The following is a 15,457-nucleotide window of genomic DNA, read 5'->3' as shown; positions in this document are numbered from 1 at the left end:
TTCGGTGGCCCGCCGATCCACGTTTAGTCAACGAGTGTGGCGATGAAGACCTTCAATCTGAAGCCGACCGACATCGAGAAGAAGTGGTACGTCGTCGATGCCGACGGCCTCGTTCTCGGCCGGCTTGCCAGCATCCTGGCGAACATCCTGCGCGGCAAGAACAAGCCGACCTTCACCCCGCACATGGATTGCGGCGACCATGTCGTCGTGATCAACGCGGAGAAGGTCAAGCTGACCGGCAACAAGCGCCAGGACGACATCTTCTACTGGCACACCGGTTATCCGGGCGGCATCAAGGGCCGTTCCAAGGGCCAGATCCTGGACGGCAAGTACCCGGAGCGCGTGATCGAGAAGGCCGTGGAGCGCATGGTTCCGCGCGGTCCGCTCGGCCGCAAGGTGATGACCCACCTGAAGGTCTACAAGGGCGCCGCCCACCCGCACGAGGCGCAGCAGCCGGTCGCTCTCGACGTTGCGGCCATGAACCCGAAGAATAAGCGGAGCGCGTAATCCAATGGCTCAGGTTACCACCACCCTTTCCGGCCTGAAGGACATCGCTGCCGCTCCGGCCGCCGCCTCCGCCGAAGTGGTCGCCCCGAAGCTGGACGCCCAGGGCCGCGCCTACGCCACCGGCAAGCGCAAGGACGCCGTCGCCCGCGTGTGGATCAAGCCGGGCTCCGGCAAGATCGTCATCAACGGCCGCGACCAGGAAGTCTACTTCGCCCGCCCCGTGCTGCGCATGATGATCGCCCAGCCGTTCGGCATCACCGACCGCGCCGACCAGTTCGACGTGATGGTCACGGTGGCCGGCGGTGGTCTGTCCGGTCAGGCCGGTGCGGTCCGTCACGGCATCTCCAAGGCGCTGACCTACTTCGAGCCGGCGCTCCGTCCGCCGCTGAAGGCCGCCGGCTTCCTGACCCGCGACGCCCGCGTCGTCGAGCGTAAGAAGTACGGCAAGGCCAAGGCCCGCCGCAGCTTCCAGTTCTCGAAGCGCTAAAGCCTACCGCGGACCCGCGTTACTGCTGTACAAGCGAGGGGCGTCCCGACGGGACGCCCCTTTCTTGTTTCAGGTCTGTTTCATTCGTCTTCACCGTTCCGTGCCCATTCCCGTGCGTCAAAAGGAACAGCGTCCATGGCCAACAGCACTTCCCCCATCCGCGTCGGCATTCTCGGTGCGTCCGGTTACACCGGCGCCGAGCTGGTGCGCATGCTTCTCCGCCATCCCGGCGTGGAGATCTGCGCGCTGACGGCCGAGCGACAGGCGGGAAAGCCCATGGCGGAGGTGTTCCCGCATCTGGGCCAGTTCAACCTGCCCGGCCTCGTGAAGATCGAGGAGGTCGCCTGGGACAAGCTGGACGCCGTCTTCTGCGCCCTGCCGCACGGCACCACGCAGGAGGTCATCGCCGGCCTGCCGCGCCACATCAAGGTGGTGGACCTGTCCGCCGACTTCCGCCTGTCCGACCCCGCCGAATACGCCACCTGGTACGGGCATGAGCACCGCGCTGTGGAGCTCCAGAAGGAGGTCGCCTACGGGCTGACCGAGTTCAACCGGCAGGGCGTGCGCAAGGCGCGCGTGGTCGCCAACCCCGGCTGCTACCCGACCTGCTCGCTGCTGGCCCTGCTGCCGCTTCTGATGGACGAGATGATCGAGCCGGGCGGCATCGTGATCGACGCCAAGTCGGGCGTCTCCGGCGCCGGGCGCGACGCCAAGCAGCAGAACCTCTTCACCGAGGTGTCGGAGGGCTTCAACGCCTACGGCGTCGGCCATCACCGCCACATGCCGGAGATCGAGCAGGAGCTGCGGCTGGCCGCCGGGCGTCCGGTGACGGTCAGCTTCACGCCGCACCTCGTCCCGATGAACCGCGGCATGATGGCGACGATCTACGTCCGCATGGCCGACGGGGTCACCGCCGACGACCTGCGCGCCACCCTGACCGCGCGCTACGAGTCGGAGCCCTTCGTGAACGTCACGGCAGCGGGCATCGCCCCGGCGACCCGCCACGTCCGCGCCTCCAACCAAGCCCTGATCGGCGTCTTTCCCGACCGCACCCCGCGCGGCGCCATCATCGTCTCGGTCATCGACAATCTGGTGAAGGGCGCCTCCGGCCAGGCCATCCAGAACATGAACGTCATGTTCGGCCTGGGCGAGACGACCGGCCTGGAGCAGGCCCCGCTGTTCCCGTGACCGAAGAGAAACAGCCCGAGGAAAAATTGCCTGCGATGTCCGGCCTGATATTGCCCTTCCAGGGCACGCATCCGAAGATCGACCCGAGCGTCTATGTGGCGCCGACGGCCTCGGTCATCGGCGACGTGGAGATCGGGCCGGGCAGCAGTGTCTGGTTCGGCTGCACCATCCGCGGCGACGTGAACGAGATCCGAATCGGTGCGCGCACCAACATCCAGGACGGTACCGTGATTCACGTCGCTTCGGCGGGGCAGGGGACCTACATCGGCGACGACGTGTCGATCGGCCACATGGCCCTGTTGCACGCCTGCACGCTGGAGAGCGGCTGCTTCATCGGCATGCAGGCGTGCGTCATGGACGGTGCCTATGTCGAGTCGGGGGCCATGGTGGCCGCCGGAGCTCTGGTGACCCCTGGGAAGCGTGTTGCCGCCGGGCAACTTTGGGCCGGAAGTCCCGCAAGACCCGTGCGTGCACTTACGGAAAAGGACACATCTTTCTTCCCGGTAAACATCCGGAACTACGTGCGGCTTGCTCAAATCTACAGAGAGGGCTAATACCTCTTTAGTGCGTCGCAGCACTGTGGCATACTAGCAACAGTGACACCGGCACGAAACGTGTAGGACTTCCGGAGGGTATGTTTGTACGTGGACAAACCCCACATGTTTCGCGTTTTGTCACGTTACATGCACGCGATATGTCCTATCGTTTGTGCGATTCGTCCTCCGCGAACCAAGCGGTAGGGAGTGTGTCTCTAAGGGAGTGGAGAAATGAACAGCTTCTTCCGCGCTACCATGGCCGTCGTGCCGGCCGCCGTCGTCGCTTTCGGCCTGACCGCCGGGGCTCAGGCCCAGAGCGCCGACACCGCCGAGTGGTGCAATCCGGTTATCGGCTGGAACGACACCCCGGTCCGCACGGCGGATGGCGGCTACGCCACCCACCAGGGCAGCTTCAAGTGCCCGCCGGCCGCCGCTCCGGCGGTTGCCCCGGCCCCGGCCGCCCGCGCCCAGACCGAATACCTCGTGTTCTTCGACTGGGATAAGGCCAACGTCACCCCGGCCGCCGATCGCGTGATCGGCGATGCGGCCGCCGCCATCGGCAAGGGCGCCAACGCCCGCGTCCATGTCGTCGGTCACACCGACACCTCGGGTTCGCCGGCCTACAACCAGCGTCTGTCGGTGCGTCGCGCCGAGGCGGTGAAGCAGGCCCTCGTCTCCAAGGGCATCGCCGCCGGCGCCATCACCACCGAGGGCAAGGGCGAGAGCCAGCTCCTGGTGCAGACCGGCCCGAACGTCCGCGAGCCGTCCAACCGTCGTGCGCAGATCCTGCCGCGCGGTGCGAACGCCCCGTCGTCGTAAGGCGCAGGTTCCCTTTCGGGACACGGAGCCCCGGACCTCGGTCCGGGGTTTTCGCCGACAAAGGAAAAGGCCCCGGATTTCGGTCCGGGGCCTTTTCTTTTTGGCCGTCCCTTTTGGCCCGGGCATCCGGAGGGCGGCGGACCGCCCTCCGGATTCGGGGCATCAGACGATGCGCACCTTGGCGTAGGAGCCGGGGGCGTCTTCCAGAACGGGCAGGCCGCCCTTTTCCGGATTGCGCGCCGGGACCTTGCCTTCGGAGAAGGTGGAGACCCAGTTGTTCCACTCCGGCCACCAGGAGCCGGGGGTCTGCTCCGACGACGCCAGCCAGTCGTCCGAGGCCTTCGGCAGCTTGGCGTTGGTCCAGTAGCAGTACTTGCCGGCGGCCGGCGGGTTCACCACGCCGGCGATGTGGCCGGAGGCGGCCAGCACGAACTTCACCGGGCCGGAGAACAGGTGGGCGCCCATGTAGGTGGACTTCCACGGCGCGATGTGGTCCTCGCGGGCCGACAGGAAGAAGGACGGGGTCTTCACGTTGCGCAGGTCGATCGGCACGCCGCCCAGCGTCACCCCGCCCGGCTGCGCCAGCAGGTTCTTCTGGTACATGTTGCGCAGGTAGAAGCTGTGCATCGCCGCCGGCATGCGGGTCGAATCGCTGTTCCAGTAGAGCAGGTCGAACGGGAACGGGTCCTTGCCGAGCAGGTAGTTGTTCACGACGAACGACCAGATCAGGTCGTTGGCGCGCAGCATGTTGAAGGTGGTCGCCATCTTCGAGCCGTCCAGGTAGCCCTGCTGGGCCATTTGGCTCTCGATCATGGTGAGCTGCTCCTCGTCGATGAAGACCGACAGCTCGCCGGCTTCGGTGAAGTCCAGCATGGTGGTGAAGAAGGTGGCCGACTTGATGCGGTCGTCCTTCTTGGCGGCCATGTAGGACAGGGTGGAGGCCAGCAGCGTGCCGCCCAGGCAATAGCCGATGGCGTTCACGTCCTTCTCGCCGGTCACCTTCTCAATGGCGTCCAGCGCGGCCAGCACGCCTTCGAACATGTAGTCTTCGAAGCCCTTCTGGGCCAGCTTCTCATCCGGGTTCACCCAGGACAGGACGAAGACGCTGTGGCCCTGGTCCACCGCCCACTTGATGAAGCTGTTCTTCTCGCGCAGATCCAGGATGTAGTACTTGTTGATCCAGGGCGGCACGATCATCAGCGGCCGCTTGTTCACCTCCGGCGTGGTCGGGGTGTACTGGATGAGCTGCATCAGATCGGTCTGGAAGACGACCTTGCCCGGCGTGACGGCGATGTTCTTGCCGACCTGGAAGGCGTCGTAGTCGGTCATGGAGATGCGCAGCTCGCCCTTGCCGCGCTCCAGGTCCTTCAGCAGGTGCTCAAGCCCCTTGACGAGGTTCTCGCCGCCCGTCTCGATGGTCGTGCGCAGCACCTCCGGGTTCGTCATGACGAAGTTGGAGGGCGCCATCGCGTCGACGAACTGGCGGGTGTAGAAGTCGACCTTCTTGGCCGTGTGGTCGTCCAGCCCGTCCACCTCGTTGACCGTCGACTGCATCCACCGGGCCGACAGCAGGTAGGACTGCTTGATGAAGTCGAACAGGGTGTTCTCGTCCCAGGCCGAATCCTTGAAGCGGCGGTCGTCCTTCGCCGGGGCGATGACCGGCTGGGCCTCCTGTCCGAAGAAGCGCTGGGTGGTGCGCTGCCACAGGGTCAGGTAGTCCTGCCACAGCGTCATCTGCGCCTTCATCAGCTTGGCCGGGTCGGCCATCATGCGCGTGGTCATTTCCAGGAACGCATGGCCGACGCCCATCGGGTCGGGGTTCTTCGCGCCGACGCCGTCCGAGGCCTGACGGGACAGGAATTCGGTGACCAGCCGCTGGCTCTGCTCGGCGATGCGGGTCATCGCCCGCGACATCTCCACCGGGTCGGGAAGCTTGACGTCAGGGGCCTGGTTTTCGGCCATTGGTGCGGTCCTTCTTCTTTAGGCGAGTTTTAGGCTTCAGGAGGGACGTTGTGCGGTTTATACAGTGCCTGCCGGAAGTCTGTTCGGTCGGAGTGCGTTCCGGTCCTGGCATCCCGGACAGCTTATGCCATGTCCGTTCGAGCCGGGGTCCGTCATACACCTCTCGTATGAAGATTTCATTTCGCCCACCACCGTTCAAGCGGCCGGATGGGTTCGGATGTGGGGTTTGCAGAATGGAAACGGGTATCCGACGCGGCGTGGTGGCGAAGGCGGGCCGGTTGGGTCCGGCGCTGTCCGTCCTGGTTGTTCTCGCTCTGCCGGCCTGCAGCGACCGCGTGCTCGACACCGGGCTGGTCGGCGCCGTGACCGGCCGCGACGTGCCCAGCCAGGAGTCGCCGGTGCGCGGCATGTCCGGCCAGAGCCGGGAATACCCCAATCTCGGCACCGTTCCGCCGCGCCCCACCGATCTGCGGACGGAAGCGCAGCGCCAGCAGGACCTGGACCGTCTGGCCCAGGACCGTGCGGCCGCCAAGACCATGCTGCCGACCCCCATGGACGTTCCCCCGCCGCCGGACATCACGCCTGGACAGCCAAGCGCCGGGAAGCCCGCCCCCGGAAAGCCCAATTGAGGGCTGGGGTATAGCAAAAGGCGGGCGCTGCCAGTAATCCGTAAGTATACCTATGCGGAGCGTCCTTCGGCCTCTGATGGCATCCCTTTGAAGGAAAGGGACGCGCCGGTCTTCGTCCGGTCGATGCGCAGTTACGAAGGCGGTGGCGCGGACCACGGAGCACCCATTGCTGCTGCCAAGGTGGAAAAACTACGTCTTGCGGCGGCGGGTCCGCAACAGATTTTAAAACTGCGACTATTTGGCGCGTCGGCTTCGCTTCAGCTTGGGTGGATTGCGCCGCTGCACGGCTATGGCGCCGCGGCATGACCGCCCTGCGCCGCCCGCGGTTGCTGGAAATTATAAGGCGCCCTTACAATAAGGGATGCTTGATGAATCCCCCTTCGGAATGATCCTGATCGACTGCGCGCGGCTTCTGCGCGCGCGGTTCGACCGTGCCCTGGACGACGCCCGGCTCGGCCTCACGGCGGGGGAGGCGAGGGCACTGGTTTACGTCTGCCGCCACCCCGGCTCGCGCCAGTCGGTGCTGGCGACCCACATGTGGGTGGAGCCGATGACCCTGGTCGGTTTCCTCGACCGCTTGGAGGCGCGCGGGCTGGTGGTCCGCGAGCCGGATCCGGCGGACCGCCGCGCCAAGATCGTCCAGCCGACCCCGCAGGCCGAGCCACTGGCGCTCCAGGTCCTGGAAGCCTTCCGCACCGAGCGGGAGTCGGCCATGGCCGACCTCACGGCGGAAGAGATCGTCCTGCTCAAGGACATGCTGGGCCGCCTGCGCAACCGCATGATCGCCGACGACATGATCGCCAACGACCGCGGCGGGGCCGGCCAATGAGCCGTCCTCCCGTGCAGACCGACGCGCCCGCCATGACGGAGACGCGGACGGCCGTCATCGGAACGCTGATCGTCACGCTGGGGCCGCTCAGCCTCGCGCTCTACACGCCGGCCCTGCCGATGCTGGTGGAGGCGTTCCAGACCACACCGGCGGCGCTGAAGCTGACGCTCTCCGTCTATTTCTTCGGCTTCGCCTTTTCCCAGCTTGCCTGCGGACCGCTGTCCGACGCCTACGGGCGGCGGCCGGTCGCCCTGGGCTTCTTCGTCACCTATGTGCTGGGCAGCGTCGTGGCGGCATTGTCGGGCAGCATCGAATGGCTGCTGGTCGGGCGGGCCCTGCAGGGCATCGGGGCGGCGGCGGGCATCGCCATTTCCCGCGCCATCGTGCGCGACCAGTTCACCGGCCAGCGGTCGGCGCGCATCCTCAACCTGATCGGGCTGATGCTGGCCATCGTGCCGGCGGTGGCGCCGACGCTGGGTGGGGTGATCCTCGGCACGGTTGGCTGGCACGCCATCTTCGTGGTGATGACGCTCTACGGGCTCGCCGTGCTGACCGTCTTCGCGCTGGGCACGGCGGAGACCAACCGGACGCGGGATCGCTCGGCGGCCCGGCCCGGCCCGGTGATCCGCAACTACCGGACCCTGCTGACCGACCGGCGCTTCATGCGGGCGGGGCTGGTGCTCGGCACGACGCTGGGCGGCCTCTACACCATGGCGGCGCTGCTGCCCTTCGTGATGATCGAACGGGTGGGGCTGAGCCCGACCGTCTTCGGCTTCGCCATGCTGCTGCAGACCGGCTCCTACACGCTGGGGGCGACCCTGGCCGGGCGGCTGCTGCGCCGGGTGGACGCGATGCGGCTGATCCCCTACGGGCTGGCCTGCGTGGCGGTGGGCGGGCTCGGCTTCGCCCTGGCGCCCCTGACCGGCGAGCCGACCGTGGCGAGCGTGATGGGGCCGACCGCGATCTGGGCCTTCGGCATCGCCCTGGTCATGCCCGGAGCGACCAGCGACGCCCTTGCCGGCTTCCCCCGCATGGCCGGGGCGGCCTCGGCGCTGATCGGCTTCATGCAGATCGGCGGCGGGCTGGCCGGCACGGCGGTAGCCGCCCTGTTCGCCGATCCCTACACGGCGACGACGGCCATCATGCCGGGCCTCGCCGCACTGTCGCTGCTCTCCTTCGCGCTGCTGCGCGTGCCGGCGTCCCGGCGCGGCCACCCGGCCAAGCCCGCCCGGCCGGAGGATCTGGAGGTCGCGGTGGACCCCGTCGCCCTGGTTGGTGCCGGCGGCGAGGAGATCGAGGAAGCGCTCCACCAGCGCCGGGCTTCCGGCCGCAAGGGAGGCTGAAGATGGGCTTCGGCGTCCGGTATGCCTTGGGGAGCGCAGGAATGCGGCCGGACGCGAATTTTACCTCGCTTCTGAAGATGCGGGGCGGTAGATAAGTGGTCCCGGTCCGCAAATATGGGTTCGTGGCGTGGCCGGACAAGGCTTCGGAGCGTCCATGAGCGATTCAGAATTCCACCGGATCAAGCGGCTTCCGCCCTACGTCTTCGCCGAAGTGAACGCCATGAAGGCGCGAGCCCGAGCTGCCGGCGAGGACATCATCGACCTCGGCATGGGCAACCCGGACCAGCCGACGCCCCAGCACATCGTCGATAAGCTGATCGAGGCCGTGCGCGATCCCAAGACGCACCGCTACTCGAACTCCCGCGGCATCCCCGGTCTGCGCAAGGCGCACGCGGCCTATTACAAGCGCCGCTTCAACGTGGACGTCGATCCGGAGTCGGAGTGCATCGTCACCATCGGCTCGAAGGAAGGCCTGGCCAACCTCGCCCAGGCGATCACCAGCCCCGGTGACATCATCCTGGTGCCGAACCCCAGCTACCCGATCCATCCCTTCGGCTTCATCCTGGCCGGCGCCTCGGTGCGCCATCTGCCAGTGGGGCAGGCCAACGGCACCTCCACCGACATCGATAGCTTCATGATCATGCTGGAGCGCGCCGTGCGCCACAGCGTGCCGAAGCCGCTGGCGCTGGTGCTGAACTACCCGTCCAACCCGACGGCGGAGGTGGTCGGCCTCGACTTCTACCGCCCGATCGTCGAGTTCTGCCGCAAGCACGGCATCTACATCCTGTCGGATCTGGCCTACGCCGAGGTCTTCTTCGACGGTGAGCCGCCGCCCTCGATCCTGGAGATCCCGGAAGCGCGCGAGGTGGCCGTCGAATTCACCTCGATGTCGAAGACCTATTCGATGGCCGGTTGGCGCATCGGCTTCGCCACCGGAAACAAGAAGCTCATCACCGCGCTGGCCCGCATCAAGTCGTATCTGGACTACGGCGCCTTCACGCCGATCCAGGTCGCCGCGACCGCCGCGCTGAACGGCCCGCAGGAGTGCGTGGAGCAGGTCCGCACCATGTACCGCCAGCGCCGCGACGTGATGATCGAGGGTCTGGCCTCGGCCGGCTGGACGGTGCCGAGCCCGTCGGCCTCGATGTTCGCCTGGGCGCCGATCCCCGAGCCCTTCGCCCATCTCGGCTCGCTGGAGTTCTCCAAGCTGCTGTTGCAGGAAGCCAAGGTGGCCGTGGCGCCGGGCATCGGCTTCGGCGAGTACGGCGACGGCCATGTCCGTCTGGCGCTGGTGGAGAACGTCCACCGCATCCGTCAGGCGACCCGCAACATCAAGGAGTTCTTCCGCTCCAACGCCGCCGGTGCGGCGGCGAGCAAGGACCCGGCGGCGCGGGCCGCCCTCCTCGATCCGGAGAAAGCGAAAGTCTGATGTCCGACTCCCACAAAACAGGCCCCCTGAAAATCGCCGTCGCGGGCCTGGGCACGGTCGGCGCGGGCGTTCTGAAGCTTCTGGAGCGGCAGGCCGACCTGATCGAGCAGCGCTGCGGCCGCCGCATCGAGGTGGTGGCGGTCAGCGCCCGCTCGCGCGGCAAGGACCGCGGCGTCGACCTGTCGACGGCCGAATGGTACGACGACCCGGTGGCGCTCGCCGCCCATCCCGGCGTGGATGTGGTGGTCGAGCTGATCGGCGGGTCCGAGGGGCCGGCGAAGGAGACCGTCGAGCTGGCGCTGGAGCGGGGACACCACGTCGTCACCGCCAACAAGGCGCTGCTCGCCCATCACGGCACCGCGCTCGCGGCCAAGGCGGAGGCCGCCGGCCTCGCCATCGGCTTCGAGGCGGCGGTGGCCGGCGGCATCCCGATCATCAAGGGGCTGCGCGAGGGGCTGGCGGGCAACCGGGTGTCGGAGGTGCACGGCATCCTCAACGGCACCTGCAACTACATCCTCACCGAGATGCGCACCACCGGCCGCGATTTCGCGGACGTGCTGGCCGACGCGCAGAAGCTGGGCTACGCGGAAGCCGACCCGAGCTTCGACATCGACGGTGTGGACGCGGCGCACAAGCTGGCGATCCTGACCTCGGTGGCCTTCGGCACGCCGGTGGACTTCAAGAGCGTCCATGTCGAGGGCATCCGCCACGTCTCGGCGGTGGACTTCGACTACGCCGACGCGCTCGGCTACCGGATCAAGCTGCTGGGCATCGCCCGGCGCACCGACCACGGGATCGAGCAGCGCGTGCACCCCTGCATGGTGCCGAAGGCGGCGCCCATCGCGGCGGTGGACGGCGTGTTCAACGCCGTGATCGCCCAGGGCGACTTCGTGGACCGCGTGCTGTTCGTCGGCCGCGGCGCGGGCGAGGGGCCGACGGCCTCGGCCGTGGTCGCCGACCTGATCGACATCGCCCGCGGGCGCTCCACCCCCACCTTCGGCGTGCCGGCGGCCCAGCTTTCCGAGGCGCAGCCGTCGCCGATGGAGGCGCGCCGGGGGTCGTACTACGTACGCCTGATGGTCGTGGACCGTCCCGGCGTGATAGCGGATGTTGCGGCGGCCATGCGCGACCAGAACGTCTCCATGGAGCAGTTCCTGCAGCGCGGGCGCGCCCCCGGTGAAGCGGTGCCGGTGGTCCTGACCACCCATGACACCGAAGAGGCGGCCATGCAGCGCGCGCTTGCCACCATCGCCGACAAGGAGTCGGTGGTCGAGCCGCCGCGTATGATCCGCATCGAACAGTTTTGACCGAACCATAGAAGAACCGAGCATCGATTCGGGGGAGAACACCATGTCCGTTCATGTCGACCTGTCCGGTATGGACCGGAACCTGGCTCTGGAAGCCGTCCGCGTCACCGAGGCCGCCGCGCTGTCCGCGTCGCTGCTGATGGGCCGCGGTGACGAGAAGCTTGCCGACCAGGCCGCGGTCGACGCCATGCGCCAGGCGCTCAACACCCTCTACATCGACGGCACCGTCGTGATCGGCGAGGGCGAGCGCGACGAGGCGCCCATGCTCTACATCGGCGAGAAGGTCGGCGCCGGCATCGGCCGCGGGCCGAAGGTCGACATCGCGCTCGACCCGCTGGAAGGCACCACCATCTGCGCCACCGGCGGCCCGAACTCGCTGGCCGTCATCGCCATGGCGGACGAGGGCGGCTTCCTGAACGCCCCCGACGTCTACATGGACAAGATCGCCGTCGGTTCCGGCCTGCCGGAAGGCGTGGTCGATCTCGACGAGACGCCGGCCAACAACCTCAAGGCGCTGGCCAAGGCCAAGGGCACCGAGGTGCAGGAGCTGCTGGTCTGCATCCTGAACCGTCCGCGCCACGCCGAGCTGATCGCCCGCGTCCGCGAGGCCGGCGCGCGCATCATGCTGATCAACGACGGCGACGTGTCGGGGGTGATCGCCACCAGCCAGGCCGGCACCGGCGTCGACATGTATGTCGGCTCCGGCGGCGCGCCGGAAGGCGTTCTGGCCGCGGCGGCGCTGCGCTGCATCGGCGGTCAGTTCCAGGGCCGTCTGCTGTTCCGCAACGACGACGAGAAGGCCCGCGCCGCCCGTTGGGGCGTCAAGGACCTGAACAAGAAGTACAGCCTGACCGAGTTGGCCAGCGGCAACGTCATGTTCGCCGCGACCGGCGTGACCGACGGCGCCATGCTGCGCGGCGTCCGCCGCTTCCCCGGCGGCGCGACCACCCACTCGGTGATCATGCGCTCCAAGTCGGGCACCGTGCGCTACGTCGAGGCGCACCACAACCTGCAGCGCAAGCCGAGCATGGCGTAAGGCCGCTTAAGGAAAAAAGGGGCGCGCGGCCATCCGCCGCGCGCCCCTTTCTTTTTTGGAGATTTCTCCTTTTTCGGAGACTACAGGCCCTTCCGCCGCCGTCCCTCGGCGTCGGCGGCCTTCATGGCGGCCAGGACGCGCTGCGGGGTGATCTCGTGCGGCTCGTTGTGGATGGTCTCGCCCTCGGCGCAGGCCCGCTCCGCCGCCAGCAGGAGCCGCTCGTCCGACACGCCGGCAAGGCCGATCTCGGCCAGCGTCGTCGGCAGCCCCACCGCCTTGCAGAAGCCGTAGACCTCGTCCAGCACCGCGGGCGGCCGATCGGTCAGGATCAGCAGGGTCAGCGTGCCGAAGGCGACCTTTTCGCCGTGCCAGCAATGGTGCGTTTCCTCCAGCGCGGTCAGGCCGTTGTGGACGGCGTGCGCCGCCGCCAGTCCGCCGCTCTCGAAGCCCAGCCCGCTCAGCAGCGTGTTGGCCTCGACGATACGCTCCAGCGCCGGGGTGACCACGCCCTGCTCGCAGGCCGATTTGGCGAGCACGCCATACTCCAGAAGCGTGTCGTAGCACAGCCGGGCCAGCGCGAAGGCGGTCATCGGGCCGACGCGCCCGGTCATGTTGCCGCCGCGCTTGATGCGGCAGTCCTCCGCCTCGAACCAGGTGGACAGGGCGTCGCCCATGCCGGAGACGAGGAAGCGCACCGGCGCGCTCGCCACCACACCGGTGTCGACCAGCACGAGGTCAGGGTTGCGCGGCAGCACGAGGTAGCGCTTGAACGCCCCCTCCGGCGTGTAGATCACCGACAGGGCGCTGCACGGCGCGTCGGTGGAGGCGAGTGTCGGGACGATGGCGGTGCGCGCGTCCAGCGCGTGGGCGACCGCCTTGGCGGTGTCGAGCGCCTTGCCGCCGCCGATGCCGACCACGGTGTCGGCGCCCATGGCGCGGGCAAGGCCGGTCAGCCGCTCGATCTCCTCGTCGGAGCATTCGCCACGGAATTCCTGGATGTTCATCTCGACGCGCCCGGCGGCGGCCTCGACCAGCCGGCCTTTCAGCGTCTTCAGGACGAAACTGTCGGTGACGGCCAGAACCGTCTTGCCCAACCGGGCCAGATCCTCGCCCAGACTGTCGAGGGCGCCGTTGCCCTGGACGTAGCGGGCCGGAAAGATCGCCGTGGTGATCATGGTTCCCTCCTCCGCGGATTGGTACCCGCAGTGGAGCAAGACTCCTCTGCCTCCGCAATGACCTGCCTCAAGTTGCGGCGCAGCAAATAAATCCACTGCCTTTGTGTTGGGGTGCTTCTGCAAAGGTCAGAGCCATAGAAGGATGGCGGCGACGGTGATCATAGCGAGGTAGTTGGCGGCGCGCTTCTTGTACCGAGTGGCGGTCCGGCGGAACTGCTTCAACCGGCCGATCCGGCGCTCCACACGGTTACACTCGCGATAGGCGGTGCGATCAAACGTCGGCTCCGGGCGCTCGTTTCTCTTGGTCGGGATCGCCGGCTGGATGCCGCGGCGGTGCAGGGCGCGGCAGATCACGCCGCTGCTGCAGGCTTTGTCGGCGACCAGCCGTTCCGGTTTCGTCAACTCAAGGCGCACCATCCGAACCAGATGGGGGCGAGGAAGCCGAGGCCCACCGTTTTCCGGAACATCCGTCCTGTGACCGAAGACGGCCCTCAGGTGTTGTCCATACCCGTCTGCCGGCTTGATCGGATTAAGGTATGGAAAACCTGCTTCTTCAGTTCCTCCCCAAGGCCCCACAATCGATCTGGGTGCGATACGGGGTTACAGCCGTGATCATTGCTATCACGACGCTGTTGCGTTACGTCCTTGAGCCCATCCTGAGCAAATACCCCTTCCTTCTATACATCCCTGCAATTTTCCTGGTCTCACTGCTGTTCGACCGCGCGTCTGGTTTTATCGCCGTACTCCTATCTGGTGGTTTCGCGGCGTGGTTGTTCATGGAACCCCGGGGTGATCTCTGGATCGCCGATCATGGCGACCAGTTGGCCTTCATGATCTATGTCGGCCTGGGGCTAGGTATCGCCGCGATCACGGAAATGCTGCGCACGACGCTCGAGGAGCTGTGCCAGTCCTGGGAAAAGCTGGCTGCGTCAGATCGGGAAAAGGATCTCATGCTGCAGGAGATCCATCACCGCATCCGCAACGATCTCCAGCTGATCTCCGCCCAGCTGACCTTGGCGGCCATGCGGCCGGAAAACGCCCAAGCGATGATGCAAGGGACCATTGAGCGCATCGGTGTGTTGGCCCGCATTTATGGCCGCCTGCGCCGGGTCGATGGGGCGAGCATCGTGAACGTAAAGGAGTTTCTGGAGAGCTTGGTGGAGGACCTCCAGCTGGGCATGGTGGGCGTGCGACCGATTGCCTTGAGCGCCCGCGCGGACAGCGTGGACTTGGACATGAACACGGCTGTCGCTGTCGGCACCATTGCCAACGAACTCGTTACCAACGCGGTCAAGTACGCCTTCCCCGACGCGCAGGCAGGCTGGGTTGATCTCTCGTTTCGCCAGGAGGCAGACGAGTACGTTCTGTGCGTCAGCGACAACGGCGTCGGGTTCACCTCGGACCAGCCGAAAGGGACGGGTCTCGGGCGTCAGATCGTGCAGCAGCTGGCGTTGCAGCTTCGAGGCAAGCTGGACATACAGTCCCGAACGGAAGGTGGGATTCAGGCAATGCTCCGTTTTCCTGTTCCGCGTCCAGGCTAGGCTCCAGTCGACACTGCGCTTTCCCGCCTTGCAAGAATGGAAAACCCGTACGCTAACAGCGGCGCTCAACCGCCAACAGGTCTTCCAGGCAGAAGCATTCGCAACCCGGCACTGGTTTGCAGAAGCGCCCTAACAAATAGTGGGCGACAGTGGTGGGGTGCCGTTCTTCACCGATGCATGTGCATGGCGTAAGCGAGCACCAGATGTTCCAACTCAGGGCGCCGCAAGTGGGGCACATCAGCCGTGAGGAAAGCCACCGACCGCGTGATCATCGCCACCGTTTCGGGCGGCGTGCAATCGCCCCCGGCCACCGTGACGGTCATCAGCAGCGCCACGGCGTCGCCCAGGCAGCGCGGTTCCAACTGTTGGAGTCGCTCCTTCGCCGCCGCCATGGCCCGCACGGCTCCGGCCTCCGGCACCCGGTCCCAGTGAGCGAGCGGTGCTGTCAGCACGTCCAGATCCCGCAATCCCGGCGAGTCCGTCCGCACGGGCAGGCGAACAAAGCCCGGACCGAGGGCGGGGTGGGATAACGCGGGCAAAGCTGTGCTATCGTCGGAATCAGCCATGATCCGATGCTCCTGGTTGGCGCGGGTTGAGCCTGTCCGGGCGGGGTGTTGCCGCACGCCATCCGGTTGGAGATTCTTTGAATTGGTTACAGCGTCACCATAA

General features: G+C 66.9%; 16 protein-coding genes. 12 read left to right on the top strand and 4 right to left on the bottom strand.

Going from position 1 to position 15,457, the window contains the following annotated elements:
• Positions 1–42 precede the first annotated feature (42 nt).
• The 5 genes from rplM to ABAZ39_RS07580 all read left to right on the top strand — a co-directional run bounded on the left by rplM (position 43) and on the right by ABAZ39_RS07580 (position 3,537).
• Positions 43–507: a 50S ribosomal protein L13 gene (rplM, locus tag ABAZ39_RS07600; protein WP_014240247.1), complete on the top strand. Its 465-nt coding sequence runs from the start codon at positions 43–45 to the stop codon at positions 505–507.
• Between the two features lie 4 nt (positions 508–511).
• Positions 512–994: a 30S ribosomal protein S9 gene (rpsI, locus tag ABAZ39_RS07595; RefSeq protein WP_014240248.1), complete on the top strand. Its 483-nt coding sequence runs from the start codon at positions 512–514 to the stop codon at positions 992–994.
• 135 nt (positions 995–1,129) lie between these two features.
• Positions 1,130–2,182 carry an N-acetyl-gamma-glutamyl-phosphate reductase gene (gene argC, locus ABAZ39_RS07590; RefSeq protein WP_014240249.1) on the top strand — a complete coding sequence of 351 codons (1,053 nt, stop codon included), beginning with the start codon at positions 1,130–1,132 and terminating at the stop codon, positions 2,180–2,182.
• A 35-nt stretch (positions 2,183–2,217) separates the two neighbouring features.
• Complete coding sequence (locus ABAZ39_RS07585; RefSeq protein ID WP_051657865.1) at positions 2,218–2,736, top strand: gamma carbonic anhydrase family protein; 519 nt, start codon at positions 2,218–2,220, stop codon at positions 2,734–2,736.
• A gap of 213 nt (positions 2,737–2,949) precedes the next feature.
• Positions 2,950–3,537: an OmpA family protein gene (locus ABAZ39_RS07580; RefSeq protein ID WP_014240251.1), complete on the top strand. Its 588-nt coding sequence runs from the start codon at positions 2,950–2,952 to the stop codon at positions 3,535–3,537.
• Between the two features lie 162 nt (positions 3,538–3,699).
• Here the strand turns inward: ABAZ39_RS07580 and ABAZ39_RS07575 are convergent, their stop codons facing one another.
• Positions 3,700–5,499 (bottom strand): PHA/PHB synthase family protein, encoded by a 1,800-nt coding sequence (locus ABAZ39_RS07575; protein ID WP_038528170.1) that lies wholly within the window; start codon positions 5,497–5,499, stop codon positions 3,700–3,702.
• Positions 5,500–5,732: 233 nt separating this feature from the next.
• Between ABAZ39_RS07575 and ABAZ39_RS07570 the strand changes: the two genes are divergently transcribed.
• The 6 genes from ABAZ39_RS07570 (at position 5,733) to glpX (ending at position 12,072) form a co-directional block, all read left to right on the top strand.
• Positions 5,733–6,128, top strand: a complete 396-nt coding sequence (locus ABAZ39_RS07570) for a hypothetical protein (protein ID WP_038528168.1) — start codon at positions 5,733–5,735, stop codon at positions 6,126–6,128.
• Positions 6,129–6,489: 361 nt separating this feature from the next.
• Positions 6,490–6,957, top strand: a complete 468-nt coding sequence (locus ABAZ39_RS07565; protein WP_038528166.1) for a MarR family winged helix-turn-helix transcriptional regulator — start codon at positions 6,490–6,492, stop codon at positions 6,955–6,957.
• Positions 6,954–8,300 (top strand): multidrug effflux MFS transporter, encoded by a 1,347-nt coding sequence (locus tag ABAZ39_RS07560; RefSeq protein WP_038528164.1) that lies wholly within the window; start codon positions 6,954–6,956, stop codon positions 8,298–8,300. Before ABAZ39_RS07565 ends, ABAZ39_RS07560 begins: the two co-directional genes overlap by 4 nt.
• A gap of 154 nt (positions 8,301–8,454) precedes the next feature.
• Positions 8,455–9,729 (top strand): LL-diaminopimelate aminotransferase, encoded by a 1,275-nt coding sequence (locus tag ABAZ39_RS07555; protein ID WP_014240257.1) that lies wholly within the window; start codon positions 8,455–8,457, stop codon positions 9,727–9,729.
• The gene (locus tag ABAZ39_RS07550; protein WP_038528161.1) at positions 9,729–11,036 is read left to right on the top strand and encodes a homoserine dehydrogenase; all 1,308 of its coding nucleotides are present in this window, start codon (positions 9,729–9,731) and stop codon (positions 11,034–11,036) included. The genes ABAZ39_RS07555 and ABAZ39_RS07550 overlap by 1 nt, the downstream gene beginning before the upstream one ends.
• Positions 11,037–11,079: 43 nt before the next feature.
• A complete protein-coding gene (gene glpX, locus ABAZ39_RS07545; RefSeq protein ID WP_014240259.1) occupies positions 11,080–12,072 on the top strand; it encodes a class II fructose-bisphosphatase in 993 nt (330 codons plus the stop codon).
• 80 nt (positions 12,073–12,152) lie between these two features.
• Here glpX and ABAZ39_RS07540 read toward each other — a convergent pair whose 3' ends face one another.
• Positions 12,153–13,247 (bottom strand): glycerol dehydrogenase, encoded by a 1,095-nt coding sequence (locus tag ABAZ39_RS07540; RefSeq protein ID WP_038528159.1) that lies wholly within the window; start codon positions 13,245–13,247, stop codon positions 12,153–12,155.
• A 126-nt stretch (positions 13,248–13,373) separates the two neighbouring features.
• Positions 13,374–13,664 carry an IS5/IS1182 family transposase gene (locus tag ABAZ39_RS33705; RefSeq protein WP_063922627.1) on the bottom strand — a complete coding sequence of 97 codons (291 nt, stop codon included), beginning with the start codon at positions 13,662–13,664 and terminating at the stop codon, positions 13,374–13,376.
• Positions 13,665–13,783: 119 nt separating this feature from the next.
• Between ABAZ39_RS33705 and ABAZ39_RS07530 the strand changes: the two genes are divergently transcribed.
• On the top strand, positions 13,784–14,788 hold the full coding sequence (locus ABAZ39_RS07530) for a sensor histidine kinase (RefSeq protein WP_038528157.1): 1,005 nt from the start codon (positions 13,784–13,786) through the stop codon (positions 14,786–14,788).
• Between the two features lie 167 nt (positions 14,789–14,955).
• Here ABAZ39_RS07530 and ABAZ39_RS07525 read toward each other — a convergent pair whose 3' ends face one another.
• Complete coding sequence (locus tag ABAZ39_RS07525) at positions 14,956–15,354, bottom strand: hypothetical protein (RefSeq protein WP_038528154.1); 399 nt, start codon at positions 15,352–15,354, stop codon at positions 14,956–14,958.
• Between the last annotated feature and the right edge of the window lie 103 nt (positions 15,355–15,457).

The sequence above is a fragment of the Azospirillum argentinense genome, assembly GCF_000632475.1.
GTDB lineage: Bacteria > Pseudomonadota > Alphaproteobacteria > Azospirillales > Azospirillaceae > Azospirillum > Azospirillum baldaniorum.
Note: the sequence above shows the minus strand (reverse complement) of the source record. Positions and strands in the feature narration are given on the sequence as shown.